We start from the raw sequence: 26178 nt of genomic DNA, 5'->3' as shown, positions 1-26178 counted from the left end.
GGGGTGACCTCCTGGGCCAGAAGGCTAACAAGAATACCTTACTTTAGTCAACTAAAATGGTGCGACGTATGATCGCCGGGTTCGCTCGCCGCCGCGCTCGTCCGAGAGGCCGTGCTCGTCCGAAAGGAAGCCGCTCCCCCATGAACGACGCAATGCGCGCCTACACGAAGTGGGCCGACATCGGCGACGCCAAGCGAAGCCGCGAGTTCCAGGCGTACGTGAAGAACATCGCCGACGCGCGCTACGTGACCCGCCGCGTACTGCGGATCGTCGACGAGCAGGCGAAGACCCACGGCCTGGAACCCCTGCTGCACCAGGCACTCCTGCAGGTGTACGGATCCAACGAGGCCCGCGGCATCACCGTGAGCACGCTGGCGGCCAGGCTCGACGTGGCCGCCGCCTTCGCGTCACGCATGGTGCGCCGCCTGGAGGAGCTCGGCCTGGTGACCCGCGAGGCGTCGGAGAGCGACCGCCGCGCGACCAACGTCGTCGCCACTGACGCCGGCGCGGAGAAGCTCGCGGAGATCGACGACGAGGTGCACCACAGCGTCGCTTTCCTGCAGCACCAGCTGACCGAGGACGAACGTCTGTCGGCGTTGTCGATCTTCGCGTTCTACGTGGGCCTCGACCCCGACTCGGCCATCGCCGAAGCCATCCGCGCAGCTGCCGATTCCTGAGCCCTTCCCTGATATAGTGTCCTCAGGTCATTGACTTGGTGATGTTTTCGAGTGCCGACGTCATCATCGAGCGGGCCGGGGACACGGGGAGGAACACGGTGGAGGACGGGACCGCGGAGCTGCTCGCCCTGTGGGGCAAGGGCGCGGTCGCGTCGAGCGACCTCGACTTCGCCAACCACGTCAAGGCGATCGCGCACGCGCGGTTCGTGCTGCGCAAGATCCTGCGGCTGCTCGACGAGCAGGCCATCGCGGGCGGGCTGCAGCCGCTGCAGCACCAGGCGCTGCTGCAGATCTTCGGCGCCGAAGGACCCCTGCCGGTGAACAAGGTCGCCGAGCGGCTCGACATCGCCCCCGCGCTCGCGTCGCGCCTGATCCGCCAGCTCGAGGAGAAGGGGCTCGTGCACCGCGCCCGCATCCCCGACGACCGCCGGGTCATCGCCGTGCACGCGTCCGAGGCCGGCGTCGAGGTGCTGCGCACCATCGACAACGCCGTGCACCACCACGTGAACCACTTCCAGCGCCAGCTCACCGACGAGGGCAAGTTCGGCGCGCTGGCGACGTTCTCGTTCTACCTGGGGCTGGACTCCGACCCGCGGCTGGCACTGCTGCTCACCGCGGCCGGGCACCACGCGCACGCGCACCACCACTGACACCCCGCCGAACTGCGAACCGCCGAACCGCGGACGTGGAAAGAGGCTCCGGCCCGGGTGCGTCCACACCGGACCGGAGCCTCCCGGCCTTCGTCAGTTCTGCGGGCGGTACCGCAGCAGGAAACCTTCGATCCCCGACACGAGCATGTTGATCACGAGCGCCACCAGCCCGACCACGACCACGAGCCCGTAGACCTGGGCCGACTGGAAGTTCTGCTGCGCGGTCTCCATGAGCTTGCCCAGCCCGGACACCTGCGTGCTGATCTCGACCACGAGCACCAGCACCAGCGTGAGCGGCGCCGCGATCTTCACGCCCAGCAGCAGGCCCGGCACGATCGCGGGCAGGTGGATCTTGCGGAACGCCGCGAACTTCCCGAGCCGCAGCGTCGAAGCCACGTCGGAGAGCACGACGTCGGCCGACTTCGCCGACTGGCGCACCTGCAGCAGCACGGGCCACAGAGCGCCGAAGACCACCACGTACAGCTTCATCGACTCGGTGTAGCCCACGAGCAGCACGGCCAGCGGCACGAGCGCGACGCCCGGCAGGAACCGGAAGTACTCCAGGATCGGGCCGAGCAGGCGTTCGGCCAGCGGGACGTGGCCGATCAGCAGGCCGAGCACCGCGCCGAGCACGGTGGCGGCCAGCAGCGAGATCACGAACGTCTCGAGCGTGGCGAGCAGCCCGTCGACCAGCGCGCCGCCGGAAGTGAGCTCCCACGTCTGGCTGAACCAGGCGGCCGGCGGCGGGAAGAACGTGCTCGAACTGTCGCCGATCACCTGCCACAGCACGAGCAGCAGCGCGAGCGGAAGCAGGCCGCGCAGGGGCGCGACGCCGGACTTGCGGGTTCTACGCGGCATCGTCGGCCCCCAGCGCGGCTTGACGGGCACCCGGCACGAACCGGAGTGTCCACACGAGAATGAAGTTGAGCAGGATGCCGAGCACGCCGGTCAGCAGGATGTAGGAGAACATCGCCGCCGGGCGCAACGACTGCTGCTGCTCCACGAGCGCGTAGCCGATGCCCTGGGGGTCGCCGACGATCTCGGCGACGATGGCGAGCACCAGCGCGGCCGAAAGGCTCAGCCGCAGCGCCACCACGATCTTCGGCAGGGCCGTGGGCAGCGCGAACTTCACGACCTTGGCCACCGGCGAGAGGCCGAGGCTGCGCGCGAGGTCCTGGTGCACCGGGTTCACGCCGCGCACGCCGTCGATCGTGCTGATCGCGACGGGCCAGATCGCGACCCACGCGGCGATCACGATCTCCATCTCCACCGTCTGCGCCAGCAGGATCACCACGATCGGCACGAACGAGATCGCCGGCAGCGCGCGCAGCACCTCCACCGACGCCATACCGTACGTCCACGCGGGACGGACGAGCCCGAGCAACAGCCCGAGCAGCAGGCCCAGCACGGAACCGAGCGCCCAGCCGCCGAGGCAGGCGGCGAGCGTGTGCGCGGTGTTCGTGAGCAGCTCACCGGAGGAGGCGAGATCCACTGTGGACGACCAGATGTCCGACGGGGCCGGGATGTTGTCGTAAGGCAGTAGCCCGGCCGATTTCACCAGCTGCCACAACAGGATCACGGCCACCGGCACCGCGAACCCGATCAAGCGCCTCATTCGGCCGCCGCCTCGGATTCCGCCCGCAGCGCCTCGTACACGCGGTGACGGGCGGCGAGGTAGGCCGGGAGCTCCTTGGTGGCCACCTGGTCGCGCGGGCGCGGCAGGTCGATGCGCAGCTCGCGCCCGACGGTGGCCGGGCGGCCGGCGAGCACGAGCACGCGGTCGGACAGGTACACGGCCTCGTCGATGTCGTGGGTCACGAACACCACGGTCGCACCGGTGACCGCGGCGACCTTGAGCAGCTCGTCCTGCAGCTGCGCCTTGGTCATCGCGTCGAGCGCGCCGAAGGGCTCGTCCATCAGCAGGACCTCGGGGCGCATCACGAGCGAGCGCGCGATCTGCACGCGCTGCTGCATGCCGCCCGAGAGCTGCCACGGGTAGTCCTTGCCGCGGTCGGCGAGACCGACCAGGTCGAGCGCCTCGCGGACGCGTTCGTCGCGTTCGGCCTTGCTCGTGCGGCCTTCCAGGCCCAGCGCGACGTTGCGCTCCACCGTGCGCCACTGCAGCAGCGACGCGGCGTAGTTCTGGAACACGATGCCGACGCCGGCGGGCGGGCCGGTGATCTCCTTCCCGCGGAACCGCACGGACGAGCCTTCGCCCGGGGAGAGGAGCCCGGCGAGGATCCGCAGCAAGGTCGTCTTCCCGGTGCCGGACGGCCCGAGAATGCTGAGGAACTCCCCTTGGGCACAGGAAAAGCCGACGTCCTCGAGCACCCGCAGCACCTTGTTGCGCGTGCGGTACTCGACGAACAGCTTCGAACAGGAAAACGCATCCGCCGTCTCGGTGGCCGGCGCGGTGGCTTCTACGGTCACGGGATCGGGACCTCCTTCAGGGCTGGCGTTGGCCATGATGGGCGCCTAACCTTCCACACGTCAATGACTTGAGTAGTGCTTTTTGGTCTGCGATCCAGGCTTAACAAGGCCGTTACCAACGTTCTGAGCTGGACCATTGAGAGATTAGCTAACTTGAGTTACTGTCTCTGCTCAACTACTCCGGATAGTGAATCTCTCCCCGGATCCCCATCCCCATCCCCCCACTCCTACGGAGGCGCCATGAGGGGCACCCGCATCACCACGCTGGCCACCGCACTCCTGGCGGCCGCACTCGCCGTGTCCGCCTGTGGCGGCTCCAGCGGCTCGACGTCCTCGGCCGACGGCAAGATCCGCATCGCGCTGAACAACACCAACGACTCGCTCGCGGTGCTGGTGGCCGACCAACAAGGATTTTTCGCCAAGCACGGCGTGAAGGGCGTTTCCACCACGACGCTCAACGACATCACGCTGGTGCCCTCGTTGCTGGGCAAGCAGTACGACCTCGGGTTCAGCGTCGCGCCGATCATGCTGCGCGCGTCCTCGTCCGGCGTGCCGCTCGTGGCCGTGTCGGGCAACAACGGCGACTCGCCCGAGGACCAGAGCGTGCAGATCTTCGTGCGCCCGGACATCACGGACGTGAAACAGCTGCAGGGCAAGCGCATCGGCTCGCCGACGCTCACCGGCAACATCAACATCGCCACGAAGGCGTGGCTGTCGAAGAACGGCGTGAACCCCGCGGCCGAGCAGTTCGTGCAGGTGCCGACGCCGAACATGATCGACGAGCTGAAGGCCGGCCAGGTCGACGCCGTCGAGGTGATCAACCCGTTCATCACCGTCGGCAAGCAGGCCGGGATGCGCAGCCTCGGCGACCCGGAGCGGGCGCTGAGCCCGAACTACCTCGGTGGCACGTACTGGATCGCCTCGAAGGACTGGACCGCGGCGAACCCCCAGCTCGCCGACGGGTTCAAGGCGGCGCTGCAGGACGCGGCGCAGTGGATCAAGGCCAACAACGACAAGGCCTACACCGCCTTGGCCGCCTACACCAAGGTCACGCCCGAGCAGGCGAAGAAGTCCCCGCTGGGCGAGTTCACCACCGAGGTCTCACAGGACGACCTGAAGATCTGGGGCGACGCCATGAAGCAGTTCGGCGGCTTCGGCGGCACGGTCGACTACAGCAAGCTCGTCTACACCGGTTCGAAGTGACGGGAGCACGACAAGTGTCCACTGAGGACAAAACGGCCGCGGCGGTCACCTACCGCCCCGCGGAGACACCGGCGTCCCTGCTCGACTTCCACGCACCCGACGGCGTTTCGCTGCAGTACTACGAGATCACCTCGCTCGACGGGCGGTCCGGGCCGGCCGCGCACCTGGTGCCGGCCGAGCCGTTGCCCGACGCGCCGCTCGTGCTGAGCGTGCACGGCAGCGGTGGCAGCATCGGCAGCCTGCCGGTGCGCACGCTCGCCCTCGGCCTCAGCGGCCGCGGCGTGCCGGTGCTCGCGATCAACACCCGCCAGTCGGGCGATGCCGTGAACACCGACAACTTCTACGCGACCGTGCGCGACATCGAGGCCGCGTACTGGACGGCGCGTTCGCTGGGCTACTCGAAGATCGTGCTGCACGGGCACAGCCTCGGCACGTCGCAGGTGTCGTACTTCGCGGCCACGCACTGGCACCCGGAGACGGCGGGCATCGCGCTGACCGGGATGTTCGCGGACCTGCCGTGGAAGTCGCGCCACCTGCTGATCAACGACGAGGCCACCTACCGCGCGCTGACCGAGGAGGCCGTGGCCGCGGCGCAGGCCGGCGACTTCGGCCGCACGCTGTCCACGCAGATGTCGTGGCTCGGCGGGCGCACGGTTCCGGTGACCGCGCAGCACTTCCTCACCTACCGGCGCACGGGCACCGCGGGCGCGCGCAGCATCGAGTGGATCGCCCGCGTGCCCAACCCGATCCTCATGGTGCGCGACCAGCACGACACCGTGATCCACGACTTCGAGCCCGGCTGGCTGGAGGCGGCGCTGGAGCAGGGCATCTCGCCGTCGGTCACGTCGGTGTCGCTGCCGTCGCCGGAAGGCACGGAGGGGCACCGCTTCGACGGCTCGGGCGAGTCGCTGGTGGACACCGTGGCCGGCTGGCTCGCGAAACTCGGCTGAAAGGAACTGACGAAGACATGGGACAGAGCGTGGTGGTCGTGGGCGCGGGTCCGGTGGGCGCGGTGTTCGCGCTCGCGGCCGCCCGGCGGGGGTTCGACGTGACGCTGCTGGAAGCGGAGCAGGCCGTCGAGGACGCCCCGCGAGCCGCGACAGTGCACCCCTCCACCCTGGCGATGCTCGGCGAGCTGGGCCTGATGGACGACGTCGTCGCCCGCGGGCTCGTCGCGCGGTACTTCGACTTCTGGGACCGGCCGGAGCGTTCCCTCATCGCGCGGCTCGACCACGACGTGCTGCGCGACGTGACGCCTTATCCGTTCGTGGTCCAGATCGAGCAGCACAAGATCGTGAACATGGTGCTGGAGCGGCTGTCCGGAGTGGACGTCCGCTTCGGCGCCGCGGTGACGGGCGTGACGCAGGACGCGGACTCCGCCACCGTGCACACGGCCGAGGGCCCGGTGACCGCCGACTACGTGGTCGGCGCCGACGGCGGGCGCAGCACCGTGCGCAAGGCGCTGGGGATCGAGTTCGAGGGCTACACGTGGCCCGAGCGGTTCCTGGTCCTCACCACGCTGTTCGACTTCCAGTCCGAACTGGACTGCAGCTACCGCAACTACTGGGCCGACCCGCGCGAGTGGGTCAACCTGTTCAAGGTCGCCGGCGACGACGGCAAGGGCCGCTGGCGCGCCGTCTTCCCCACCACCGTGGGCGAAACCGACGACGAAGCCGTGGGCGACGAGGGCGCGCGGGCCCGGCTTTCGGGCCTGGCGCTCTCGGCGAACCCCGCGGACCAGCTCGTGCACCGCAAGCTGTACAACGTCCACCAGCGCGTGGCGGCCAGCTTCCGCTCCGGCCGCGTCTTCCTCGCCGGCGACGCCGCCCACGTCAACAACCCCATCGGCGGCCTGGGCCTGAACTGCGGCATCCACGACGCCGTCGAGCTGGCCTCCTCGCTGCACGCGTTCGCCTCCACGGCCGACGAGAAGGTTCTCGACCGCTACGACCTGCGCCGCCGCACGGTGAACATCGAGTTCGTGCAGCAGCAGACCGTGACGAACAAGCGCCGCCTGGAGGAAAAGGACCCCGTGCGGCGCAAGGAACGCCTGGCCGAACTCGCGGCGCTGGGCGACGACGCGGAGCTGGAGTTCAAGTTCCTGATGAACTCGTCCCTGCTCAACAGCGTGGCTCGGGCCGAGTCCCTCGGCTGACCCCCGCTCTCTCCCCCTCCCCCAGGCGCCCCCATGCGGCGTTGGGTGCGTCCATCGCACCGAACGCCGCATGGGGTGCGTCGTCCGCACCCCATGCCGTAAGGGGAAGTGCTAGAGGCGGATGCCGGCGAGCTGGGTGCCCTGGGCGACCAGTTTGCCGGTGCTGTCCCAGATGTGGCAGGACTCGTCGACGCGGCTGTCGGTGATGAGGTGGGCGCGGTGGAGGACGCGGAGCGGGCCGGGGGCCGGGCGGGCGCGGACATAGGCCGTCAGCTCGAGGGTGGGCACCCAGCCCGACGGGGCGAGGTCGAAGGTGGCGGGCGGGAAGGCGTCGACGGCGAACAGGAGGCTCACCGGGTCGAACGGTTCGCCGCCGGGGAGGGTGAGGCGGCCGAGGAGCTCGCCGCGGCCGGAGGGGCCGTCGGTGAAGACGCGGGCGCTGGCGGGGTCGAGGAGGACCTCGATCTCGTCCATGATGGCCACCGGCAGGCCGAGCGGTGTGGCGCCCGGGACGCGGAACGCGGACTCGACGTCGAAGCGCGGGTCAGGCAGGCCGTCCTGCCAGTACGGCTCGCCCTCCGTGAGCGTGCCGACGGTGAAGAGGGCCTCGACCGCGGTCTTGCCGTTCTGGACGAGGCGGCCGCGCACCTGGCTGGAACCGCGGCCGGTGCGCAGCGTCTCGATCTCGACCTCGGCCGGGCCCGGGTCGGGCGGGCGCAGGTAGTGGGCGCTGGCGGCGAGCACGTCGGGGTGCTCGCGCTCGGCGACAGCGGCGCGCGCGATCAACGAGAGCAGGTAGCCGCCGTTCGGCTTGCCACCGATTGTCCACTGCGGGCTGATGTCCGCGTCGAAACCACCGGGCGACCGCCGTTTGACGGCGGACACCGCGGCGAAGGTCGTCGTGCTCACCGGGACCGCCTCCTCGCCGGGCAGAGGGTTGTTCCGCGCAACTTAGCTCGCCCGTCCCGTGCGCGCCCGTCGAGTGAGACGGACACCACCCCCTTCAGAACCCGTACAACCCGACCGGGTTGTCGACCAGGATCCGCCGGCCCACCTCCGGGCCGGTCCAGTCGAGCAGCCGGGCCAGTGCCCGCGCGTCGTCGACCGGCTCGAACGGCTCGACGCTCAGGCGGTTGCCCGGAGTACGCGGCCGGCCACCGGTGTGGGGCCAGTCGGTGCCCCACAGCAACCGGTCCGGCGCGGCGGCGACCAAAGCGTCCACGAGCGGCCCGACGTCCGCGTGGTCGGCAGCCGTGGAAATCCGGTGCGGCGCAGAGAGCTTGACGTACGCCGCACCGGATCGCAGGAGGTCGGTCAGCTCCGGCAGGCCCGGCTGACCGAGGTCGGGCGAAGCGAGCGCGAAGTGGTCGAGGACGACGGGCACCGGCAGTCGCGCGAGGTCGTCGGCCAGCGCCGCGACCACGGACAGCTCCGTGAACACCTGCAGGTGCCAGCCGAGGTCCGCGATGGCCGCCGCGGTCGCGCGCAGTGGCGCCAGGGCCACGGCCGGGTCGTCGACCGCGAACGTCGCCAGGTTCACCCGCGCCCCGCGCACCCCCAGGGCGTGCCACTCCCCCAGCGGCGCCGGGGCAGCGGGGTCGAACACCACCACACCCCGCGCCCGGTCGCCCCGGACGCGCAGCTGCGCGAGCAGGCACGAGTTGTCCGTGCCGTACGGGCTCGGCTGCACGAGCACCGCCCGGCTCACACCGAGCCGCCAGTGCAGCTCGTCCAGCTGCTCACCGCTCGCCGGGCCGGGGGTGTAGGCCCGGTCCGCGGCGTAGGGGAACCGCGGGTCGAAGACGTGCACGTGACAGTCGCACGAACCGGAGGGCACCGTCGTCACCGCACGGCGCCCGCGAACTCGGACAGCCGGGCCAGCACCCCGTCGTCCACGGGGACGCCGTCACGCAGCTGCCGGTGGTAGCGCGCGAGCTCGAACTCACCCGGCAGCCGCACGGGCTGCGCCGGGTCCGCGGGCGGCGTGGTGTGCAGGACGGAAGCGAAATCGTCCATCCGGGACGTCAGCTCGGCAGCGGGCACGAGCTTCGCCGTGTCGATCAGGAAGAACACGTGGCCCAGGTTCTGCGGCCGCTCCGGATCGACGCTCCACGAGCTGATGCGCGTGAGATAGCCCGCGCCTGAGAGCACCCCGGCGAACAGGTCGACCATCACCGACAGGCCGTACCCCTTGTGCCCGCCCAGCGGCTGCAGGAAGCCGTCCAGCGCGGCCGCGGGATCCGTCGTCGGCTTGCCGTCGCGGTCGGTGGCCCAGGTGTCCGGAATGGACTCCCCCGCCGCCGCGGCCGCGCGGATCTTCGCCCGCGCCGCCACGCTCATCGCGATGTCCAGCAGCACCGGGTCCCCGCCGGGGGTGGGCACGCCGATGCCGAGCGGGTTATTGCCCAGCCGCGCCTCGCGGCCGCCCCACGGGGCGATGGTGGTGGTCGCGTTGCTCGCGATGATCGCCGCGAACCCCTGCTCCGCCGCGCGGAACAGGTACGGCATCACCGGACCGAAGTGGTTGCTGCCGCGCACGAAGGCCGCGCCGAGACCGGTCGCCCGGGCCGAGGCCAGCGCCGCGTCCAGCGCGTGCGAACCGACGAGTGGCCCGATGCCGTTGGCACCGTCCACCCGGGACAACGCCGGCGCGACCTGGTCCACCGCCACCTTCGCGTGGAGGTCGACGCCGCCGAGGCGCGCGCGGTCGAGGTACTGCGGGATCCGCGCGACGCCGTGCGTGCGGATGCCGAAGAGGTCGGCGAGCACCAGCACGTCGGCGACGCGCGCGGAGTCCTCTTCGGACATCCCGTTCCCCGCCAGCGCGCGAGCCGCCAGCCCGCGCAGGTCCTCGGCGGTGATCTGGGTGTCGCCGGTCATCGGTGTCCTTCTCCTTCGGTCAGGTCGAACTCGGTGGTCGCGGCGAGGTCTTCGCCGAACCACGAACGGATCCCGGCTCGCCGGGTGTCCGTGTAAACAGGGCCGTCGTGCCACAGCATCGGCACGTCGTGGCCCGGCACGAGCAGCGTGTCCGGGTGTTCCCGCCACAGGGTGAGGATCTTGTGCACGGACGCGCGGCTCGCCTCGCGGTCGAGCGTCATGTCGACATCACCGCCCAGCAGCTCCGCGCGGTTCTTCGCGGCGTCGCCGCTGAACAGCACGGAACCGGCCACTCGGAACACCAGCGAGCCCGGCGTGTGCCCGGCCGCGGCGAACGCCTCCACGCCGGGGAAGATCTCGCCGTCTTCGCTCACCCGCCGGGTGCGCGGATTACGAGCGAGATCGGCGGCGTACAGCTCCGGCAACGGGTCGAACCCCGGCTCGCGCCCGGCCGCCCACTCCAGCTCCGCCGCGCCCACCCACACGGTGGCCGACGGGAAGAGCAGGTAGTTCGCGGCGTGGTCGTAGTGCGCGTGCGTGAGCAGGATGTCGGTGACCTCACCCGGTTCCACGCCGTGTTCGGCCAGCCGCTGCGCGAGCAGAGAGCGCATTCCGAACGAGCCCGTGTCGGCCAGGATCAGCCGTTCGCCGTGGCGCACGAGGGTGACGCTGCTCCAGCCGAGCCCGCCGTGCTGCGTGCTTTTCCCGGGGTAGCCCTGGGTCAGCGGAAGGATGTTCACCGCGCCTCCGGGGAAACCGTGTCGGCGACGGGGACCACGGCCTCGTCGTGGTCGAAGGTCCGCCGGGCGTAGAACGAGACGACCGCCGTGATCAGGCCGAGCACCGCCAGGTACACACCGAGGCCGTACGGGCCGCCGGTCACGTCGTTGAGCCACACACCGATGATCGGACCGGTGCCGCCGAACACGGCCTGCGCCACGTTGTAGGCGAGCGCCCCCGCCGTGACGCGCACGGCCGTCGGGAAGATCTGGCTGATCGCGAGCAGCGCCGGCAGCGCGAGCAGGCCCTTGCAGGCACCGATGAGCGCGCCGCCGGTGAACGCGCCGACCCCGCCACCCGCGGCGAGCGCCAGCGACGGCACCGCGAGGATCGCGACCACGAGCCCGGTGAGGCTCAACGCCTTGCGCAGCCCGATCTTGTCCGCCACCGGCCCCATCACGAGCGTGCCGATGATGACGAGCACGTTGCTCACGATCGTCGCGTTGTAGGCCTCGGTGCTGTCGAGCTTGCCGACGTTGATGAGGAACGTGGTGAGGAACGACGTGATGGTGGTGCTCAGCAGCGCGTAGCTCGCGGTGCAGACGATGAAGACGACGATCGGCACCCAGTGCAGGCGCAGGGCGTCGCGCAGCGGCGTGGCGGCGGCCTTCGCCTTCTCGCGCGCCTTGACCAGCAGCTCGAACTCCGGGCTCTCCTCGACCTTCGAGCGCAGGTACACACCGAACGCGGCCAGCGGCAGGCCGACGAGGAACAGGATGCGCCAGCCGAACGTCTGGTACTCGTCCTTGGTCAGGATGCTCGAGAACACGCGCGCGAGGAGTGATCCACAAAGGATCCCGATAAACGTGGTGGCGATCAGCGTGCTCACGTTGCGAGCGCGTTTGGCGGCCGGGCTGTGCTCGAACACGAAGCTGATCGCGCTCGCGTACTCGCCGCCCGCGCCCATCGACTGCGCGAGCCGGCACACGAGCAGCAGCACCGGCGCCCGCAGGCCGATCTGCGCATAGGTGGGCAGCACGCCCATGAGCGCGGTGCCGAAGCACGTGAACAGGATCGAGATCGACAGCGCGCGGCGGCGGCCGTACTTGTCGCCGATCCAGCCGAAGAAGATGCCGCCGATGGGGCGGGCGATGTAGCCGAGCGCGAACACGGCGTAAGTGTTGAGCAGCGCCACGGCGGGGTCGTTGCCGGGGAAGAACTTCGCGGCGATGATCGTGGCGACCACGCCGTAGACGCCCCAGTCGTACCACTCGGCGAAGTTGCCCGCCGAGGCCGCGATGATGATGCGGCGCCGGCGGGCGCCGGTGAACTCGAGCTCCGTGTTCATGACGGGTGTTTCCGTTCTCTTCATCGGGAAAGGAGTCAGGTGAGCCGCGCCGCGACCGCTTCGGCGACGGCCGCGGGACCGCCCGTCGCCGAGCCGTCCGGCCGGATGCGGATGTCGCCGGCCTCGAGCGCGCCGGCGACGGCCGCGCGCACGAGGTCACCCTCGGCGGTGTGGTGCAGGTGGTCGAGCATCATCGCGGCGGCGAGGATCTGCCCGATCGGGTTCGCGAGGCCCTTGCCCGCGATCGAGGGCGCGCTGCCGTGGATGGGTTCGAAGTACGCGCTGACGTCGCCGATGTTGCCGGAGCCGCACAGCGAGATGCCGCCGACGGTCGCGCCGCCGAGGTCGCTGAGCACGTCGCCGAGGAAGTTCTCCATCACCAGCACGTCGAAGTCGCCGGGGCGCAGCACCAGGGCCTGGGCCGCGGCGTCGGCGTAGAGGACCTCGGTCTCGATGTCCGGGAAGTCGGCGGCGACTTCGAAGAAGATCTCGCGGAACAGCGCGTGGCTGCGCAGCACGTTGCTCTTGTCCACGCAGGTCACGCGGTGCTTGCCGTCGCTGGGTGCGCCGCCGCGGGCGGCCGCGAGCTCGAAGGCGCGCCGGCAGATGCGCAGCGTGCCCTCACGGGTGGTCATGAGCGTGTCGGACACGGCCCAGCGGTTGCCGACGCCCTTGCCGCGCGAAGCGTAGAGCCCTTCGGTGTTCTCGCGGACGATGACGTAGTCGATGCCTCCGGCCGCCACCCCGCCCAGCGCCGACGTGACGCCGGGCAGCAGCAGCGCGGGGCGGACGTTGGCGTACGCGTCGAGCCCGATGCGCAGGATGCCGCCGAGCAGGCCGGCCTCGGTGCCGTCGGGGAAGCGCACGTCGGGCAGGCCGACCGGGCCCTTGAGCGTGGCCGCGACAGCGGTGCGCAGGTATTCGAGGTCTTCGGGTGAGCAGGCCACGCCGGTGCGGCGGTAGGTGTCGGCGCCGGCGTCGACGTCGGTGTAGCGCAGCTCGAAGCCGCCCTTGGCCGTGACCGCGCCCAGCACGGTGAGCGCGGCGTCGACCAGCTCGGGACCGATCCCGTCCCCTCGGATGACGGCGATGTCGTGAACCTGCACTGGCGTTCCACCTCGAAAATCAATATAATCAACATTGAGCATCAACATTGACGAGAACGACGAGACCGTAGGCCGGTCCGGAATCCGTTGTCAACCCGATGTTTCTGTTCCGTGACAAGCATTGGCGGTCACTAGACTCGCCGCGAATCGTCACCGCGGCACGAGATCGCCGACAGAGGAGGGGGCACCAGTCGTGAGCACCGACACTGAGGTGCTGTCGATCGCCGAGGCAGCCGACGTCCTCGGGGTCAAGCAGAGCACGGTGTACGCCTACATCAGCCGGGGCCTGCTGAAGCGCCACCGGCTCCCCCGCGACCGGCGCAGCTGGCTCTCGCGCAGCGAGGTCGAAGGCTTCGGACAGCGGAAGGGCACCCGCACGCTCCTGCACGACGACGAGCCGGCGGTCTCGGCCGACACCAGCCAGGTCGCGCGCCTCGACGGCGACACGCTGCTCTACCGCGAGCGCGACGCCGTGGAGCTCGCGCGCACGGCGTCGTACGAAGAGGTGGCCGAGCTGCTGTGGGAGCAGCCCGACGTGGCGCCCGCACGGGACCTCGAACCGGAGCTGGTCTCGGCCATCCACCGGCTGCAGGACACCATGCCGGCGAGCAGCCTGCCGCTCGACCGGCTCAAGGTCACCGCGACGCTGCTCGGCGCGCGCGACTCGTTCCGCTACGACCTGTCCGTGCCCTCGGTGCTCTCCGCGGCGCGCACGATGGCGCCCGCGTTCGTGGAGTCGCTGCCGCAGCCGGGCGCGGTGTGCGAGGGCGGCCGGCCCATCGCCGAGCGGCTGTGGGGCCGGCTCACCGCGGAACCCGCGACACCGGAACGGCTCGCGGTGCTCTCGGCCGCCCTGGTCCTGCTGGCCGACCACGGTCTCGGCCCGTCGACGCGCGCGGTGCGCGAGGCCGCGGCCAAGGCGGCGGACCCGTACTCGGCCGTGCTCGCGGGCATGAGTGTCGCGAGTGGACTGTTGCTGGGCGGTGGGTCGTCACTGGCCGTGCAGGCGTGGCTGAACGACATCGCTTCGCCCGCTTCGGTTTCCCGGGTGCTCGAACAACGCCTGCTGCGCGGCGACCGGCTGTCCGGCTTCGGGCAACCGCGCTACCGCAGTGCCGATCCCCGCGCCTCGGAGCTGCTGCGCCTGCTGGCCGAGGCGCCTGCCGACCCCGAACGGCTCGCGATCGTCGAAGGGGCCATCGACCTCGTGCGCCGCCGCCGCGATCTCGAGCCGAACGTCGAGTTCGCGTTGGGCGCCTTGTGTTTCGTCCACGGCATGGCCGAAGGCGCCGGGGAGGCGGTGTTCGTGATCGCCCGCACGGCCGGGTGGATCGCGCACTCACTGGAGACCTACACCGTCCAGTGAGGACACTCAGCCGAGGCGGCTGCGGCGGTGGGCGGCCATGCGGACGGGGGCGTTGCCGGCACCGTAGCCCGCGTAGCCGTCGATGCGTTGCAGGACCTCGAAGAACACGCGCCCGCCGAGGATCTCGGTGAAGAAGTGCAGCAGGACGCCGCCGTGGTCGTCGCGGTCGTAGAGGATCGAGTGGGCCCGCAGGGCGTCGAGCAGGTCCGGCGGCGGGGCGAGGCGGGCGTCGAGGTCGTCGTAGTAGTTGCCGGGGATCGGCAGGAGCGGGGCGCCGAGTTCGAGCATCACGCGGGCGCTGGCGAGCGCGTCGGCCGTGGTGAAGGCGATGTGCTGCGGTTCGCGTACGCCCGGGGCCCAGTCGCCGCGGCGCAGCAGGGCGGAGTCCAGGGCCAGGCGCACGGTGCCGCGCTCGGTTCCGCCGCTCACCGTGCGGCTGCGCACGAGACCGAACGGCGCGGCGAACTCCGTGACCGGGTCGGGTTCGAGGCCGAGCACCGCGCGGTAGAACAGCGCGGCCTCGTCGAAGTGGTCGAACGGCTGCGTCAGCGAGACGTGGTCGACGCCCGTGACTCCGGCGTCCGCGGCTTTTCCCGCCACGGCGGCGAAATCGTCCAGCCAGCTGTCGCCGGGACCGGTACGGCAGAAGAACACCGAGGTGCCGTCGGGCGCGGCGACCGCGGACAGGTCGGCCTCCCCCGCGCTGTGCGTGCGCGGCAGCACCGGCGCGAGCAGCCGCTGCGCGCGGTCGGCCGAGGCCACCGGGTCGGCGCTCTCCACCGCCAGCGCGGCCACGGAGGCCCCCGGGTCGGATCCGGCCGAGTTCACGAGGATCCGCGCTTCGCCCTGCTGCCACAGCGCGACGGGTTTGGTCCGGTGCTGCCCGGCGTGCGCGAAGCCGAGCGCCGCCAACGCCTGCTCGACGTCGGTGCCGGCCGTGGCGATCTCCGTGAACGCGTGGCCGCTCAGCGCCGGGGCGGGCGGCAGCGTCGTCGCGCCGAGCGATTCCTCCAGTGCCAGCAGCGATCGCATGGCGTCGACGGCGGCCGGGCCGGGGTCGGCCTGGCGGAACACGTCGTTGAACACCTCCAGCGACAGGGGCCCGTCATAGCCGGCCGCGCGCACGTGGCCGGTGAAAGCCGTGAGGTCGAACGCGCCCTGGCCCGGGAAGAGCCGGTGGTGGCGGCTCCACTGCAGCACGTCCATCTCCAGCCGCGGCGCGTCGGCCAGCTGGAGGAAGAACAGCTTCTCGCCCGGGATCGTGCGGATCGCCGCGGGATCGCTGCCCCGGGACAGGATGTGGAAGCTGTCGAGGCACAGCCCCAGCGCGGGGTGCGCGGCGCGGCGCACGATCCGCCACGAGTGCTCGTAGGTGTTCACGAACCGGCCCCACGCCAGGGCTTCGTACGCGATCCGCAGCCCGCGCGCGGCGGCGCGCTCGGCCAGGGTGTGCAGCTGTTCGGCGGCGAGATCGTCGTCGTCGACGGCGTCCGGGGACACCGAGGAGCACACGAGCATCGTGTCGGCGCCGAGCTGTTCCATCACGTCGAACTTGAGCTCCGCGCGGCGCAGGTTCGCCGCGAGCACGGTGGGCGCCACGGCCTCGAAGTCGCGGAACGGCTGGTAGAGGTCCACCGTCAGGCCGAGGTCCGCGCAGTGCTCGCGCACCTGTTTCGGCGACCACGGCGAGGCGATCAGGTCGTTCTCGAAGATCTCCACGCCGTCGAACCCGGCAGCCGCGGCGGCGGTGAGCTTGTCCTCGAGCGTGCCGGACAGGCAGACGGTGGCGATCGCGCGGCGGTTTTCGAGGGCGCGATTTTCGAGGGCGCGGGTTTCAGTCGAGGACATCGGCGGGTTCCCTTTCCCCTGGGGAGGCGAGGCGGTCGAAGTGCCGCCGCATGCGGGCGGCGTCGGGTTCGGCGCCGGTGAACAGCGCGAGTGCGTCGGCGGCCTGGAACACGGCCATCCGGCCGCCGTCGAGCACGCGGCAGCCGCGCGCGGCGGCGACGCGCACGAGCTCAGTCTCCAGTGGCCGGTACACGACCTCCGCGACCCACAGCCGCGGATCGAGCAGCTCGGCCGGCAGCGGCAGGCCCGGGTGCGCGGCCATGCCGACGGGGGTGGCGTGGACCAGACCGTCGGCGCCGGCCAGCGCCGACGCCACCGATCCGCCGGCCGAAGCCCGCTGCGCACCGAACCGCGCCTGCAATGCGAGGGCGAGCGCCTCGGCCCGCGTGGTGTCCAGGTCGAGCACGCGCACCCGGCCCGCGCCGAGCGTCAGCAGGCCGTGGGCGACGGCCGCACCGGCGCCGCCCGCGCCCAGCAGCACGACGGACCCCAGCGGCACCCCCGGCAGCCCCGTTTCGAGGCCGCGGGCGAAGCCGGACCAGTCGGTGTTGTGCCCGGCCGCCGTGCCTTCGCGGAACACCACGGTGTTCACGGCGGCGAGCGCGGCGGCGTCGGCCGACAGCTCGTCGAGGTGGTCCAGCACGACCTGCTTGCACGGGTGCGTCACGTTGAGCCCGGCGTAGCCCGCGGCGCGCGCGGCGGCCACCACCTCGCCCGCGGCGCTCGCGGGCAGGCCCCAGTCGTCGAGGTCGAAGCGGCCGTACGCGAGCCGCACGCCGAGCCGGGCGGCCTCGGTCTCGTGCAGCGGCGGGCTCAGCGACGGGCCGATGCCCGAACCGACGAGCCCGGCGAGCACGGTGCCCGGGCCGGAGCGGCGGGCGTGCTCGCGGACCGCGTCCACGACCGTGGCTGGGTACACAGGTTTCCTTTCGACGGGCCGGTGGCGCCGGGCGGGTTTGTCGCGAAACGGCCTACAGTGGGGCGAGATCCATCCGGAGGGAGAAGGGACGTCCGTGGCCGCACCGTCGCCGGAAGACGCCGCCGGGAAAGACCGCACCCGCGACGCCGAGCGGACCAAGGCCGAGATCCTCGACGTCGCCGCCGCGGAGTTCGCCGAGAAGGGCTACGACGGCGCCCGCGTGGAGGAGATCGCGGCGAAGACCCGCACCACCAAGCGGATGATCTACTACTACTTCACCAGCAAGGACCAGCTCTTCGTCACGGTGCTGGAGCGGGCCTACACGGTGATCCGGTCGCTGGAGCAGGAGCTCGACGTCGACCACCTCGACCCGGTCGACGCGATCCGCCAGCTCGCCGAGCTCACCTTCGACCACCACGAGTCCCACCCCGGCTTCGTGCGGCTGGTGAGCATCGAGAACATCCACCGCGCCGAGCACATCGCGCGCTCCACCACGCTGTCGACGCTCGCCAACCCCGCGCTCGACGTGCTCACCCGCATCCTCGAACGCGGCCGCGCGGCCGGGCTCTTCCGCGACGACGTGGACGCGCTCGACGTGCACATGGCCATCAGCGCGTTCTGCGTGTTCCGCACCGCGAACCGCTACACGTTCAACGCGATCTTCGGCCGCGACCTGCTCGACCCGGCCACGCGCGAACACCACCGGCGCATGCTCGGCGACCTGCTCGTGAGCTACCTGACCGCGAGCTGAGGCCCTCACGCGATCCTCGCGATCCGGCCCGACGGGTCTGCCGGGTAGCGGTCGAGCACGCGCGGGTCGTGGCCGGGCAGGAAGATCCCCGACGGCCCGGCCAGCTCCCGGATGCGGTCGAAGGCGCCGTACACGTCGGTGGTCGAGTGCAGCAGCGGCGCCGGGTGGTCGGCTTCGAGGTTCTCGTAGAAGTGGCTGGCGTCGGAGGCGACCACGAGCTGGCCGGCCGCGGTGGCGATCCGCACCACCTGCGTGCCGGCGGTGTGCCCGCCGACGAGGTGGACGCTGAGGCCGGGCACGACGTCGGCGTCGCCGTCGACGAGCCGCAGCCGGTCGCCGGCCTGGAGCCGGTGCAGCTCGACCTCGTCCAGCAGCCACTTCTCCCGCGTGATGCGCCGGGCCCACGGACCGGTCCAATAGTCCATTTCGGACTGCTGGACGACGTGGGTCGCGTCCGGGAAGGCGCTCGCCCGGCCGGCGTGGTCGTAGTGCAGGTGGGTGAGCACCACGTGGTCCACGCCCGTGGGCTCGACGCCGAGCTCCGCGAGCAGCTCCACCGGGTCGGCGTAGTCCAGCCCGGGCACCTCCGCCGCGCGTTCCGGACGCATCCCGGCGTCGACGAGCACCGTGTGCTGCGGGGAGACGGCGAGCCACACGTAGTACGCCGTCGGGTGCGGCTCGGCGGAATCCTTGCTGTGGCCCAGGAAGTGGTCTCCGCGGACGCCGTCGCGCCGGGCGTAGCACAGGGCGTGGACCTCGAACGTGCTCACTGCTGGACGCCGACCTCACTCGCCTGCCGCGCCGGCGTGTTCTTCAGGCCCAGCAACGCGGTCGGGACGCGGTAAGTCTCGCGGCCGGTGGCCACGGCGATCGCGTTGACCACGCACAGCCCGGCGGTGAAGATCGCGACGCCGAGCCACGCGCCCCGCCCGTCCCCGGCGACGGCCGCCGCCACGCTCGGCAGGAAACCGCTGATGGCGAAGCCGATCTGCGTGCCGATCGCGGTGCCCGACAGGCGCACGCGGGCCGGGAACATCTCGCCGTAGAACGAGGGCCAGATGGCGCTCGTGGCCGTGTAGACGATGCCGAACATGCCGATGCCGAGCACGAAGATCCACACGTAGCTGCCGGCGGCGATCGCGCCGAGGTAGCCGAAGATGAGGACCGCGCAGCCGAGCGAGCCCGCGATGAAGATCTTCTTGCGGCCCTTGCGGTCGGACAGCTTGGCCCACAGCGGGATCGAGATCACGGCCGCGACGTTGGCGAGCACCCCGACCCACAGCATCGGCGTTTTGTTCAGCCCCACCGTGTTCACGGCGTAACTCAAGGCGTAGACGGTGAAGATCGTGCTGACCGAGGCGATGAGCGCGGCGACGATCACGCGCAGGACGTCGGCCCAGTGGTCGCGCAGCAGCACCGCCAGCGGCAGCCGGACGACCTCGCCGGCGGCGACCTCCTCGCGGAACACCGGCGTCTCCTCCACCGAGCGGCGGATGAAGTACCCGACCGCGACCATCACGGCGCTGAGCCAGAACGGCACGCGCCAGCCCCACGACAGCAGCGCGTCCTGCGGCAGCGCGGCGACGGGCAGGAACACGGCCGTGGCCACGATCTGCCCGGCCTGCGTGCCGCTGAGGGTGAAGCTCGTGTAGTACGCGCGGCGGTTCTCCGGCGCGTGTTCGAGGCTCATGGAGTTGGCGCTGGCCTGCTCGCCACCCGCGGAAAGTCCTTGCAGCAGCCGAAGAACGACGAGCAGCACCGGCGACGCGACGCCGAGTGCCTCGTAGCTGGGCAGGCAGCCGACGAGCACCGTGGACAGGCCCATGAGCAGCAGTGTCGCGATGAGCACGCGTTTGCGGCCGAACCGGTCGCCGAGGTGGCCGAGCAGCAACGCGCCGAGCGGGCGCGTGACGTAGCCGACGCCGAACGTCGAGAGCGCGAGCAGCGTGCCCGCGGCCAGTGAGGACGCCGGGAAGAAGATCTTGCCGAAGACCAGCGCGGCGGCGGTGCCGTAGATGAAGAAGTCGTAGTACTCGAGCGCGCTGCCGATCCAGGCGGCGAGCGCCGCTTTCGCGGGCCGGCCCGCGGCGGGCGCCGCTCGATCTGCTCGACCGTTCACGTTTGTCTCCTTCTGCGGTGCGCCGTTGCCTCGCCCGACGGCTAATGTACCGTGCGGTTAATTAGAGAGGGTGAAGGGCGCACCCGAGGTTGTCAAGGACGAGTTTCGGCGCGGGATCGGCGGCGGCCGGGTTCCACGGATCGCGGATCGATCCTTTGTGGAGGGTACGCGAAACGCCCCGGAAACCCGTGGTGGCCAGGGGTTTCCGGGGCGTGCTCGGGCTCGCGCTAGAGGTTCTCGACCTCGACCGGCTCGATGTCCTCGCCCTCAGGGAGGTCGAAGCCGAGGATCTGGCTGTAGAAGCTCAGCTCCGCGTCGAGTGACCGGTGGATGTTCTCCGCGCGGCGGAAGCCGTGCTGCTCGCCTTCGAAGAGGAGGTAGGCGACGGGCACCTTGCGCGAGCGCAGGGCGTCGACGATGAGCTCCGACTGGTTGGGCGGCACCACGGGGTCGTCGGCGCCCTGGAGGACGAGCAGGGGCCGGGTGAAGGCGTCGATGTGCTGGATCGGCGAGCGGTCGACGTACACGTCGCGCATCTCGGGGTACGGGCCGATCAGGCGGTCGAGGTAGCGGCTCTCGAACTTGTGCGTGTCGGCCGCGAGCGCCTGGAGGTCCGCGACGCCGAAGAGATCGGTGCCCGCGGCGAACGGCGTGTCGGCGCGCGAGAGGGCGGCCAGCACCGTGTACCCGCCGGCCGAGCCGCCGCGGATGAGGAGCTTGCCGCCGTCGACGCGGCCTTCGGCGGCGAGCCAGCGGACGGCCGCGATGCAGTCGGCGACGTCGAGGATGCCCCACGTGCCGTGGAGTTCCTCGCGGTAGGCGCGGCCGAAACCGGTGGAACCCGCGTAGTTCACGTCCACGACGCCGAAGCCGCGGCTGGTCCAGTACTGGATTCCGAGCGACAGCACGGGAACCGCGTGCGACGTCGGTCCACCGTGGACGACCACGACGACCGGCGGCTTCGACCCCGCGGGCCCCTCGAAGTCCGGGTTCGCGGGTGGGTAGAACAGCGCGTGGGACACGCGGTCACCCGACGGGAAGTCGATCGCCTCGGGCGCGGACACGTATTCGGCGCCGATGCCGGTGTCGCGGGGCTCGCGCACGGTGGCGACCTTGCCGTCGGCGGTCAGCGTGTACACGCTCGGCTCGGCGGTGGGTGAACCGGCGAGGAGGAGCAGCTCGTCGTCGCCGGCCGGCCGCAGCGCGCTGATCGCGGTGAACGGGGTGTCGAGGTCGGTCACGGTGCCGTCCGGGCTCGCGATCGCGAGCCCGTCGATGCCGCCGGACCAGCGGGCGAACACCACGCGGTGGTCGGCCAGCACCACGTACCGGCCCGTGCCCAGGCCCCAGGCCGGCACGCCGATCTCGGCGTCGAGCACGACCACCGGCTCGACGATGCCGCTCTGGCCGAGCCGGTAGAGGTTCCACCAGCCGGTGCGGTCGGACAGGAAGTACAGGGTGCCGTCGGCGTGCCAGCGCGGTTCGGACACCGACTCCCCCGGCCCGCCCGCGACCACGGTCTCCTCGCCGGTGGCCAGGTCGCGCACCCGCAGCTCGGTCGAGTCCCACGGCATGTCCGGGTGGTTCCACGCGACCCACGCGAGCTTCCCCGCGTCGGGCGAGAACCGCGGGCTCGCGACGAAGTCCGGGCCGGACACGAGCACCTCGGGCTCGGCGTTTTCGGTGAGCAGCACGATCTCGTTGCGCACATCGGCCGCGCCCTGGCCGGTTTCGGGGTGGTGCTCCCGCACCACCGCCAGGCGCGTCCCGTCGGCGGTCAGGTCGCCGTCGGCGTACCGGTCACCGCGCGGCACCTCGGGCTCGGGGGTGACGGCTTCCGGCTCGCCATCGCGGCCGAGACGGTAGAGCCGCTGGTCGGCCCAGTTGGCGAACCACACCACGCCGTCGCGCACCCACCAGTCGGCCCCGCCGTACTCGTGCACGCTCGTGCGCGCCCCGAACCCGTCCGGCAGCAGGTCGGTGGTGCTTCCGTCGGCTTCGCGCCGCACGAGCTGCACCCGCCCGCCCTCGCCCGGCCGCGCCTCCGACCACACCACGGCGCCGGCGTCCGCCCGCACATCCGTGACGCGCACGGCGCTCTGCGTGATCAGGCTCGCGGTGAACGGCGTGGCCCAGGAACCGAACTCGGAGATCTGCACGGCGCCACGCTAGCCGATCTCCCGCACGCCGGGGGCCACGTTGCACCCGTTGCCCCGCGGCGTTGCCGGATCGCACACAGCCGGTCGCACACAGCCGGTCGCACACTGCCGGATCGCGCACCGCCTCACACGGCGTACGTGTAATCCGGCACGTCGGTGACGAACATGTACCCCGGCGCGTGCGTGATCGCGAACGGCGGCTTCGACTGCATGATCGCGGCCTGCGGGGTGACGCCGCACGCCCAGAACACCGGAACCTCGCCCTCGCGGATCTCCACCGGGTCACCGAAGTCGGGCTTCGACAGGTCCTCGATGCCGAGCGCCTCGGGTGCTCCGATGTGGACCGGCGCGCCGTGCACGGCGGGGAACTGGCCGGAGATGCGCACGGCGTCGGCGACGCGGTCGGCGGCGATCGGGCGCATCGAGACGACCATGGGGCCGCTCAGGCGGCCGGCGGGGGCGCACTCGCGGGTCGTCTTGTACATCGAGACGTTCTGGCCCTTGCTGATGTGGCGGACCTCGATACCCGCGGCGACCATGGGCGTCTCGAACGTGTAGCTGCAGCCGATGAGGAACGAGACGAGGTCGTCGTTCCAGTACTCCAGCACGTCGTCCGGCTCGTCGACCAGCTCGCCGTCGCGCCAGACGCGGTAGGCGCCGAGGTCGGTGCGCAGGTCGGCGCCGGGCGCGAGGTCGGTGTGGGGGCTGCCGGTGTCGGTGACGCCGATGATCGGGCACGGCTTGGGGTTGCGCTGGCCGAACAGGAGCGCGTCGTAGGCGTACTCGCGCGGCACGATGATCATGTTCGCCTGGGCATAGCCGGGCGCCCAGCCGGCGGTGGGCACGCGCAGGCCGCCGCGGAAGGCTTCGCGGGATTCGGCCGGGCTCAGGGCGGGGGTGACAGTCATCAGCAGCTCCTCAGGAGAAGATCGAACCGAGTGAGGTGAGGGATTCGACGGCGGCGTACGCGGTGAACAGCCAGGCGGCGATGCCGACGCCGAGCAGCACCTTCGGGTAGCGGTAGCCCGCGATCAGGTCGCGGCGGCGCAGCGCCACCCACAGGATGATGGCCAGGCCGATGGGCAGCACGAGCCCGTTGATCGCGCCGGCGAACACCAGCATCGACTGCGGCGTCTGGCCCGCGGCGATGAACACGATCGTCGCGAGGCCGATCAGCACGATCACCGCGCGGTTGAAGTGCGTGCGCACGGGCTTGACGTAGGACTGCAGGAACGTGGCGGTGGTGTAGGAGTTGCCGATCACGCTCGTCATCCCGGCGGCCCAGAACACCAGGCCGAACAGGTGCAGCCCCACCGTGCCGAACGCCGACAGGAAGGCCGAGCCCGCGGCGTCGTTCTTGTTCGCCAGCGTCGCGCCGGTCGCGACCACGCCGAAGAAGCCGAGGAACAGCACGATCCGCAGCACGCAGGCCACGAGGATGCCGGTCCACGCGCCGCGGTTGATGCGCTTGAGGTTCGCCACGCCGGTGATGCCGGCGTCGATCAGGCGGTGCGCGCCGGAGTAGGTGATGAACCCGCCGACGGTGCCGCCGATCAGCGTGAGGATCGGCAGGAACGGCAGGCCCTTCGGGTCGACGGTGCCGACCGCGGCCTGGCCCACCGGCGGCGCCGTGGCCACGACCAGCGCGATGATCAGCGCGATCTTCACGAAGCCGAGCACCACCATCACGCGGTCCACAGCCGTGAGCACCGAGCGGACCAGGAAGATCGCGATGGCGAGGATGCCGCTGATCGCGGCGCCGATCCGCGGGTCGATGCCCAGCAGGTTGTGCAGGCCGAGACCGGTGCCGGCGATGTTGCCGATGTTGAACACGACCGCGCCCAGCACCACGAACACCGTGAGCACCTGGCCGGCGCCCGGGAACACCTTGCTCGCGATGTCCTGCGCGCGCTGCCCCGAGATGCCGAGGATGCGCCACACGTTGAGCTGCACGGCGACGTCGATGATCATCGAGACCACCACCGCGCACGCGAACGAGGCCCCGTAGAGCACGGTGAACGAGGCGGTCTGGGTAATGAACCCCGGTCCGGCCGCGCTCATGGCCATCAGCAGCGCCGCGCCGAACAACGGCGGCACGCGCAGCCGGCCCGGCCGGGCCTGCTGCGTGTCGGTACTGGTCACGCTGTCCATCCCACTCCTTGGTCCCGATTGGCGGGGGTTGCCGCGCAGCTTAAGTTAGACGTCTGACGTCTTACGACCTGTATCACCATTTGGGAGGCACCGTGGCGGAGAACCTGCCGTCGGTCTGGATCCAGGACCTGACCTGGGAAGAAGTGAGCTCGTACCTGGAAACCGAGCGGATCGTGATCGTGCCGATCGGCAGCACCGAGCAGCACGGCCCGGCCGGTGTGCTGGGGGTCGACTCGTACGTGGCCATCACGTTGGCCGAGGACGTGGCCGAGCGCAAGGGTGTGCTGGTCGCGCCCCCGATCTGGTACGGCGACTCGTCGCACCACGGCGCGTTCCCCGGCACCATCACGGTGCGCCCGGACACGCTGACGCTGCTGATCCGCGACGTCGCCCGCAGCCTCGCGCGCCACGGCTTCACCCGCATCATCCTGCTCAACGGCCACAAGGGCTCGAACCTGCCCGCGCTCAACAGCGCCGTGCGCGTGCTGCACGACGAGGAGCTGCCCGAGGTGCTCTTCGCCGTCGCGGACCCGCTGCACCTGGCGCGGTCGGCCTCGCCGACGATCAAGGAGACCAACGAGCACCACGCCGGTGAGCTCGAGCTCTCTCACGTGCACTATCGCTACCCGGGCAAGATCCGCACCGACCGCCTCACCGACGCCTCCGTCGACTTCGACGCGGTCTTCGGCGGCTTCGTCGGCAACGACCTGTTCGGCCCGGCGCCCGACGGCGTCGAGATCATCTGGTCGGGCGACGAGCAGCGGGCGTTCACCCCGACCGGCTCGTTCAGCTCGTCGAAGGGCCTCTCGGAGGACAAGGGCAAGCGTTACCACGACCACATCGTCGGGCGCCTGGGCGAGCTGGTCGACTGGCTGCGCACGTACGACGGCCCCATCGGCCGCCGCGAGGACTGACCCGTGGTCACGCGGATCCACCCCGAACCGGCTCTGCCGGCCGACCTCACGGCGATCACGTCCGACGCGTACCGGCAGGTCAAGGACCGGCTGCGCGAAGTGATCACGCGGCTCGGCGAGGCGGGCCGGCTGCGGCTGCCGTCGGAGGCGGAGCTGTCGGCCGCGCTCGGCGTGAGCCGGGCCACGCTGCGCTCGGCGCTGCAGTCGCTGCAGAAGGAGGGGCGGATCCGCCGGCTGCACGGCCACGGCACGTTCATCAACCGCCACGCGCTGGGCCTCGGCGCCAACCTCGCGGAGGCGGGCGCGTTCCTGGACCTGCTCGCCAAGGCGGGTCACGAGGCGTCGGTGCGCACGGCCGACCGGCGCCTGGTGGCACTCGAGGCGGACGTCGCGACGTCGCTGGAGATCCCGGCCGGCGAGCAGGCGCTGCGGATCGAGCGCGTCTTCGCCGCTTCGGGCGAGCCGGCGGTGCACAGCGTGGACCACTTCCCGGCCCGCCTGCTCGGCGCGGACCCGCGGGCGCTGGACCCCGCGCAGTCGACGTTCGAGTTCGTGGAACGTCACCTCGGCCCGCCGGTGTGCTACTCCGTCGCCCAGGTGCGGCCGGTGCTGCCGCCGCCGGAAGTCGCCGCGGCGCTGAACATCCCGGCGACGCAGCCGCTGCTTCGGTTGCGCCACACCCACATCCGGGCCGACGAGCAGCCCGTCGCCGTCACGGTCGCGCACGTCAACGACGAATACCTGCGTTTTTCGGTGATCCGGACCTACCTCGATGAGTGAGA

25 protein-coding genes are annotated in these 26178 nt (G+C 71.2%); 9 read left to right on the top strand and 16 right to left on the bottom strand.

Going from position 1 to position 26178, the window contains the following annotated elements; all coding sequences use genetic code 11:
* Positions 1-140: 140 nt before the first annotated feature.
* Complete coding sequence (locus AB0878_RS43240) at positions 141-677, top strand: MarR family transcriptional regulator (RefSeq protein ID WP_285968433.1); 537 nt, start codon at positions 141-143, stop codon at positions 675-677.
* A 98-nt stretch (positions 678-775) separates the two neighbouring features.
* Entirely contained in the window at positions 776-1327 is a 552-nt protein-coding gene (locus AB0878_RS43235) for a MarR family transcriptional regulator (RefSeq protein WP_366587949.1), read from the top strand.
* A gap of 93 nt (positions 1328-1420) precedes the next feature.
* Here AB0878_RS43235 and AB0878_RS43230 read toward each other — a convergent pair whose 3' ends face one another.
* Genes AB0878_RS43230 through AB0878_RS43220 form a run of 3 tightly spaced genes read right to left on the bottom strand, consistent with a single transcriptional unit; the run spans position 1421 to position 3757 of the window.
* Positions 1421-2185, bottom strand: coding sequence for an ABC transporter permease subunit (locus AB0878_RS43230; protein ID WP_366587946.1), 765 nt, complete (start codon positions 2183-2185; stop codon positions 1421-1423).
* Positions 2175-2942, bottom strand: coding sequence for an ABC transporter permease subunit (locus AB0878_RS43225; RefSeq protein WP_366587944.1), 768 nt, complete (start codon positions 2940-2942; stop codon positions 2175-2177). Before AB0878_RS43225 ends, AB0878_RS43230 begins: the two co-directional genes overlap by 11 nt.
* Positions 2939-3757 (bottom strand): ABC transporter ATP-binding protein, encoded by an 819-nt coding sequence (locus tag AB0878_RS43220; protein WP_366587941.1) that lies wholly within the window; start codon positions 3755-3757, stop codon positions 2939-2941. The genes AB0878_RS43225 and AB0878_RS43220 overlap by 4 nt, the downstream gene beginning before the upstream one ends.
* 240 nt (positions 3758-3997) lie before the next feature.
* On the opposite strand from AB0878_RS43220, the gene AB0878_RS43215 reads away from it, so the two are divergent.
* Genes AB0878_RS43215 through AB0878_RS43205 form a run of 3 tightly spaced genes read left to right on the top strand, consistent with a single transcriptional unit; the run spans position 3998 to position 7115 of the window.
* Positions 3998-4960, top strand: a complete 963-nt coding sequence (locus AB0878_RS43215; RefSeq protein WP_366587939.1) for an ABC transporter substrate-binding protein — start codon at positions 3998-4000, stop codon at positions 4958-4960.
* A 14-nt stretch (positions 4961-4974) separates the two neighbouring features.
* On the top strand, positions 4975-5910 hold the full coding sequence (locus AB0878_RS43210) for an alpha/beta fold hydrolase (protein ID WP_366587937.1): 936 nt from the start codon (positions 4975-4977) through the stop codon (positions 5908-5910).
* A gap of 17 nt (positions 5911-5927) precedes the next feature.
* Entirely contained in the window at positions 5928-7115 is a 1188-nt protein-coding gene (locus tag AB0878_RS43205) for an NAD(P)/FAD-dependent oxidoreductase (protein WP_366587934.1), read from the top strand.
* Between the two features lie 111 nt (positions 7116-7226).
* Here AB0878_RS43205 and AB0878_RS43200 read toward each other — a convergent pair whose 3' ends face one another.
* From AB0878_RS43200 to AB0878_RS43175, 6 genes are all read right to left on the bottom strand, one after another.
* A complete protein-coding gene (locus AB0878_RS43200) occupies positions 7227-8024 on the bottom strand; it encodes a thioesterase family protein (protein ID WP_366587931.1) in 798 nt (265 codons plus the stop codon).
* A 94-nt stretch (positions 8025-8118) separates the two neighbouring features.
* The gene (locus tag AB0878_RS43195) at positions 8119-8961 is read right to left on the bottom strand and encodes an amidohydrolase family protein (RefSeq protein ID WP_366587928.1); all 843 of its coding nucleotides are present in this window, start codon (positions 8959-8961) and stop codon (positions 8119-8121) included.
* Positions 8958-9995, bottom strand: coding sequence for an Ldh family oxidoreductase (locus AB0878_RS43190; RefSeq protein ID WP_366587926.1), 1038 nt, complete (start codon positions 9993-9995; stop codon positions 8958-8960). Before AB0878_RS43190 ends, AB0878_RS43195 begins: the two co-directional genes overlap by 4 nt.
* A complete protein-coding gene (locus AB0878_RS43185) occupies positions 9992-10735 on the bottom strand; it encodes an MBL fold metallo-hydrolase (RefSeq protein ID WP_366587924.1) in 744 nt (247 codons plus the stop codon). Before AB0878_RS43185 ends, AB0878_RS43190 begins: the two co-directional genes overlap by 4 nt.
* Positions 10732-12063, bottom strand: a complete 1332-nt coding sequence (locus AB0878_RS43180; RefSeq protein WP_366587922.1) for an MFS transporter — start codon at positions 12061-12063, stop codon at positions 10732-10734. The genes AB0878_RS43185 and AB0878_RS43180 overlap by 4 nt, the downstream gene beginning before the upstream one ends.
* Positions 12064-12098: 35 nt before the next feature.
* Complete coding sequence (locus tag AB0878_RS43175; RefSeq protein WP_366587920.1) at positions 12099-13169, bottom strand: isocitrate/isopropylmalate family dehydrogenase; 1071 nt, start codon at positions 13167-13169, stop codon at positions 12099-12101.
* Positions 13170-13362: 193 nt separating this feature from the next.
* On the opposite strand from AB0878_RS43175, the gene AB0878_RS43170 reads away from it, so the two are divergent.
* The gene (locus AB0878_RS43170; RefSeq protein WP_366587917.1) at positions 13363-14535 is read left to right on the top strand and encodes a citrate/2-methylcitrate synthase; all 1173 of its coding nucleotides are present in this window, start codon (positions 13363-13365) and stop codon (positions 14533-14535) included.
* A gap of 6 nt (positions 14536-14541) precedes the next feature.
* On the opposite strand, the gene AB0878_RS43165 is transcribed toward AB0878_RS43170, so the two are convergent.
* Both AB0878_RS43165 and AB0878_RS43160 read right to left on the bottom strand, forming a co-directional pair.
* Positions 14542-16383, bottom strand: coding sequence for a TIM barrel protein (locus AB0878_RS43165; protein ID WP_366587915.1), 1842 nt, complete (start codon positions 16381-16383; stop codon positions 14542-14544).
* Positions 16370-17302 carry a shikimate dehydrogenase gene (locus AB0878_RS43160; RefSeq protein ID WP_366587912.1) on the bottom strand — a complete coding sequence of 311 codons (933 nt, stop codon included), beginning with the start codon at positions 17300-17302 and terminating at the stop codon, positions 16370-16372. The genes AB0878_RS43165 and AB0878_RS43160 overlap by 14 nt, the downstream gene beginning before the upstream one ends.
* Positions 17303-17396: 94 nt before the next feature.
* On the opposite strand from AB0878_RS43160, the gene AB0878_RS43155 reads away from it, so the two are divergent.
* A complete protein-coding gene (locus AB0878_RS43155) occupies positions 17397-18053 on the top strand; it encodes a TetR/AcrR family transcriptional regulator (protein ID WP_366587910.1) in 657 nt (218 codons plus the stop codon).
* 5 nt (positions 18054-18058) lie between these two features.
* Here AB0878_RS43155 and AB0878_RS43150 read toward each other — a convergent pair whose 3' ends face one another.
* The 5 genes from AB0878_RS43150 to AB0878_RS43130 form a co-directional block, all read right to left on the bottom strand.
* Positions 18059-18823, bottom strand: coding sequence for an N-acyl homoserine lactonase family protein (locus tag AB0878_RS43150; protein WP_366587907.1), 765 nt, complete (start codon positions 18821-18823; stop codon positions 18059-18061).
* Positions 18820-20172, bottom strand: a complete 1353-nt coding sequence (locus tag AB0878_RS43145) for an MFS transporter (protein WP_366587904.1) — start codon at positions 20170-20172, stop codon at positions 18820-18822. Before AB0878_RS43145 ends, AB0878_RS43150 begins: the two co-directional genes overlap by 4 nt.
* Positions 20173-20399: 227 nt before the next feature.
* On the bottom strand, positions 20400-22331 hold the full coding sequence (locus tag AB0878_RS43140; RefSeq protein WP_366587901.1) for a prolyl oligopeptidase family serine peptidase: 1932 nt from the start codon (positions 22329-22331) through the stop codon (positions 20400-20402).
* A 125-nt stretch (positions 22332-22456) separates the two neighbouring features.
* Positions 22457-23221 carry a putative hydro-lyase gene (locus AB0878_RS43135; RefSeq protein WP_366587997.1) on the bottom strand — a complete coding sequence of 255 codons (765 nt, stop codon included), beginning with the start codon at positions 23219-23221 and terminating at the stop codon, positions 22457-22459.
* A gap of 28 nt (positions 23222-23249) precedes the next feature.
* Complete coding sequence (locus tag AB0878_RS43130; RefSeq protein ID WP_366587898.1) at positions 23250-24482, bottom strand: NRAMP family divalent metal transporter; 1233 nt, start codon at positions 24480-24482, stop codon at positions 23250-23252.
* 92 nt (positions 24483-24574) lie between these two features.
* Here AB0878_RS43130 and AB0878_RS43125 point away from each other — a divergent pair, with 92 nt between their 5' ends.
* Together AB0878_RS43125 and AB0878_RS43120 are read left to right on the top strand one after the other, a co-directional pair.
* Positions 24575-25396: a creatininase family protein gene (locus AB0878_RS43125; RefSeq protein ID WP_364046235.1), complete on the top strand. Its 822-nt coding sequence runs from the start codon at positions 24575-24577 to the stop codon at positions 25394-25396.
* 3 nt (positions 25397-25399) lie between these two features.
* On the top strand, positions 25400-26176 hold the full coding sequence (locus AB0878_RS43120; RefSeq protein WP_366587896.1) for a GntR family transcriptional regulator: 777 nt from the start codon (positions 25400-25402) through the stop codon (positions 26174-26176).
* The last annotated feature ends 2 nt before the right edge of the window (positions 26177-26178 follow it).

The organism is Amycolatopsis sp. NPDC047767, from assembly GCF_040704195.1.
In the GTDB taxonomy this organism is placed as follows: domain Bacteria; phylum Actinomycetota; class Actinomycetes; order Mycobacteriales; family Pseudonocardiaceae; genus Amycolatopsis.
This window is presented reverse-complemented; position numbering and strand designations above follow the sequence as displayed.

What these genes read in the sequence shown, in the direction of transcription:
- AB0878_RS43225 (WP_366587944.1), bottom strand. Translation starts at nt 2,942, where the DNA reads ATGAGGCGCTTGATCGGGTTCGCGGTGCCGGTGGCCGTGATCCTGTTG.
- AB0878_RS43230 (WP_366587946.1), bottom strand. Translation starts at nt 2,185, where the DNA reads ATGCCGCGTAGAACCCGCAAGTCCGGCGTCGCGCCCCTGCGCGGCCTG.
- AB0878_RS43190 (WP_366587926.1), bottom strand. Translation starts at nt 9,995, where the DNA reads ATGACCGGCGACACCCAGATCACCGCCGAGGACCTGCGCGGGCTGGCG.
- AB0878_RS43165 (WP_366587915.1), bottom strand. Translation starts at nt 16,383, where the DNA reads ATGTCCTCGACTGAAACCCGCGCCCTCGAAAATCGCGCCCTCGAAAAC.
- AB0878_RS43130 (WP_366587898.1), bottom strand. Translation starts at nt 24,482, where the DNA reads ATGGACAGCGTGACCAGTACCGACACGCAGCAGGCCCGGCCGGGCCGG.
- AB0878_RS43240 (WP_285968433.1), top strand. Translation starts at nt 141, where the DNA reads ATGAACGACGCAATGCGCGCCTACACGAAGTGGGCCGACATCGGCGAC.
- AB0878_RS43180 (WP_366587922.1), bottom strand. Translation starts at nt 12,063, where the DNA reads ATGAACACGGAGCTCGAGTTCACCGGCGCCCGCCGGCGCCGCATCATC.
- AB0878_RS43205 (WP_366587934.1), top strand. Translation starts at nt 5,928, where the DNA reads ATGGGACAGAGCGTGGTGGTCGTGGGCGCGGGTCCGGTGGGCGCGGTG.
- AB0878_RS43215 (WP_366587939.1), top strand. Translation starts at nt 3,998, where the DNA reads ATGAGGGGCACCCGCATCACCACGCTGGCCACCGCACTCCTGGCGGCC.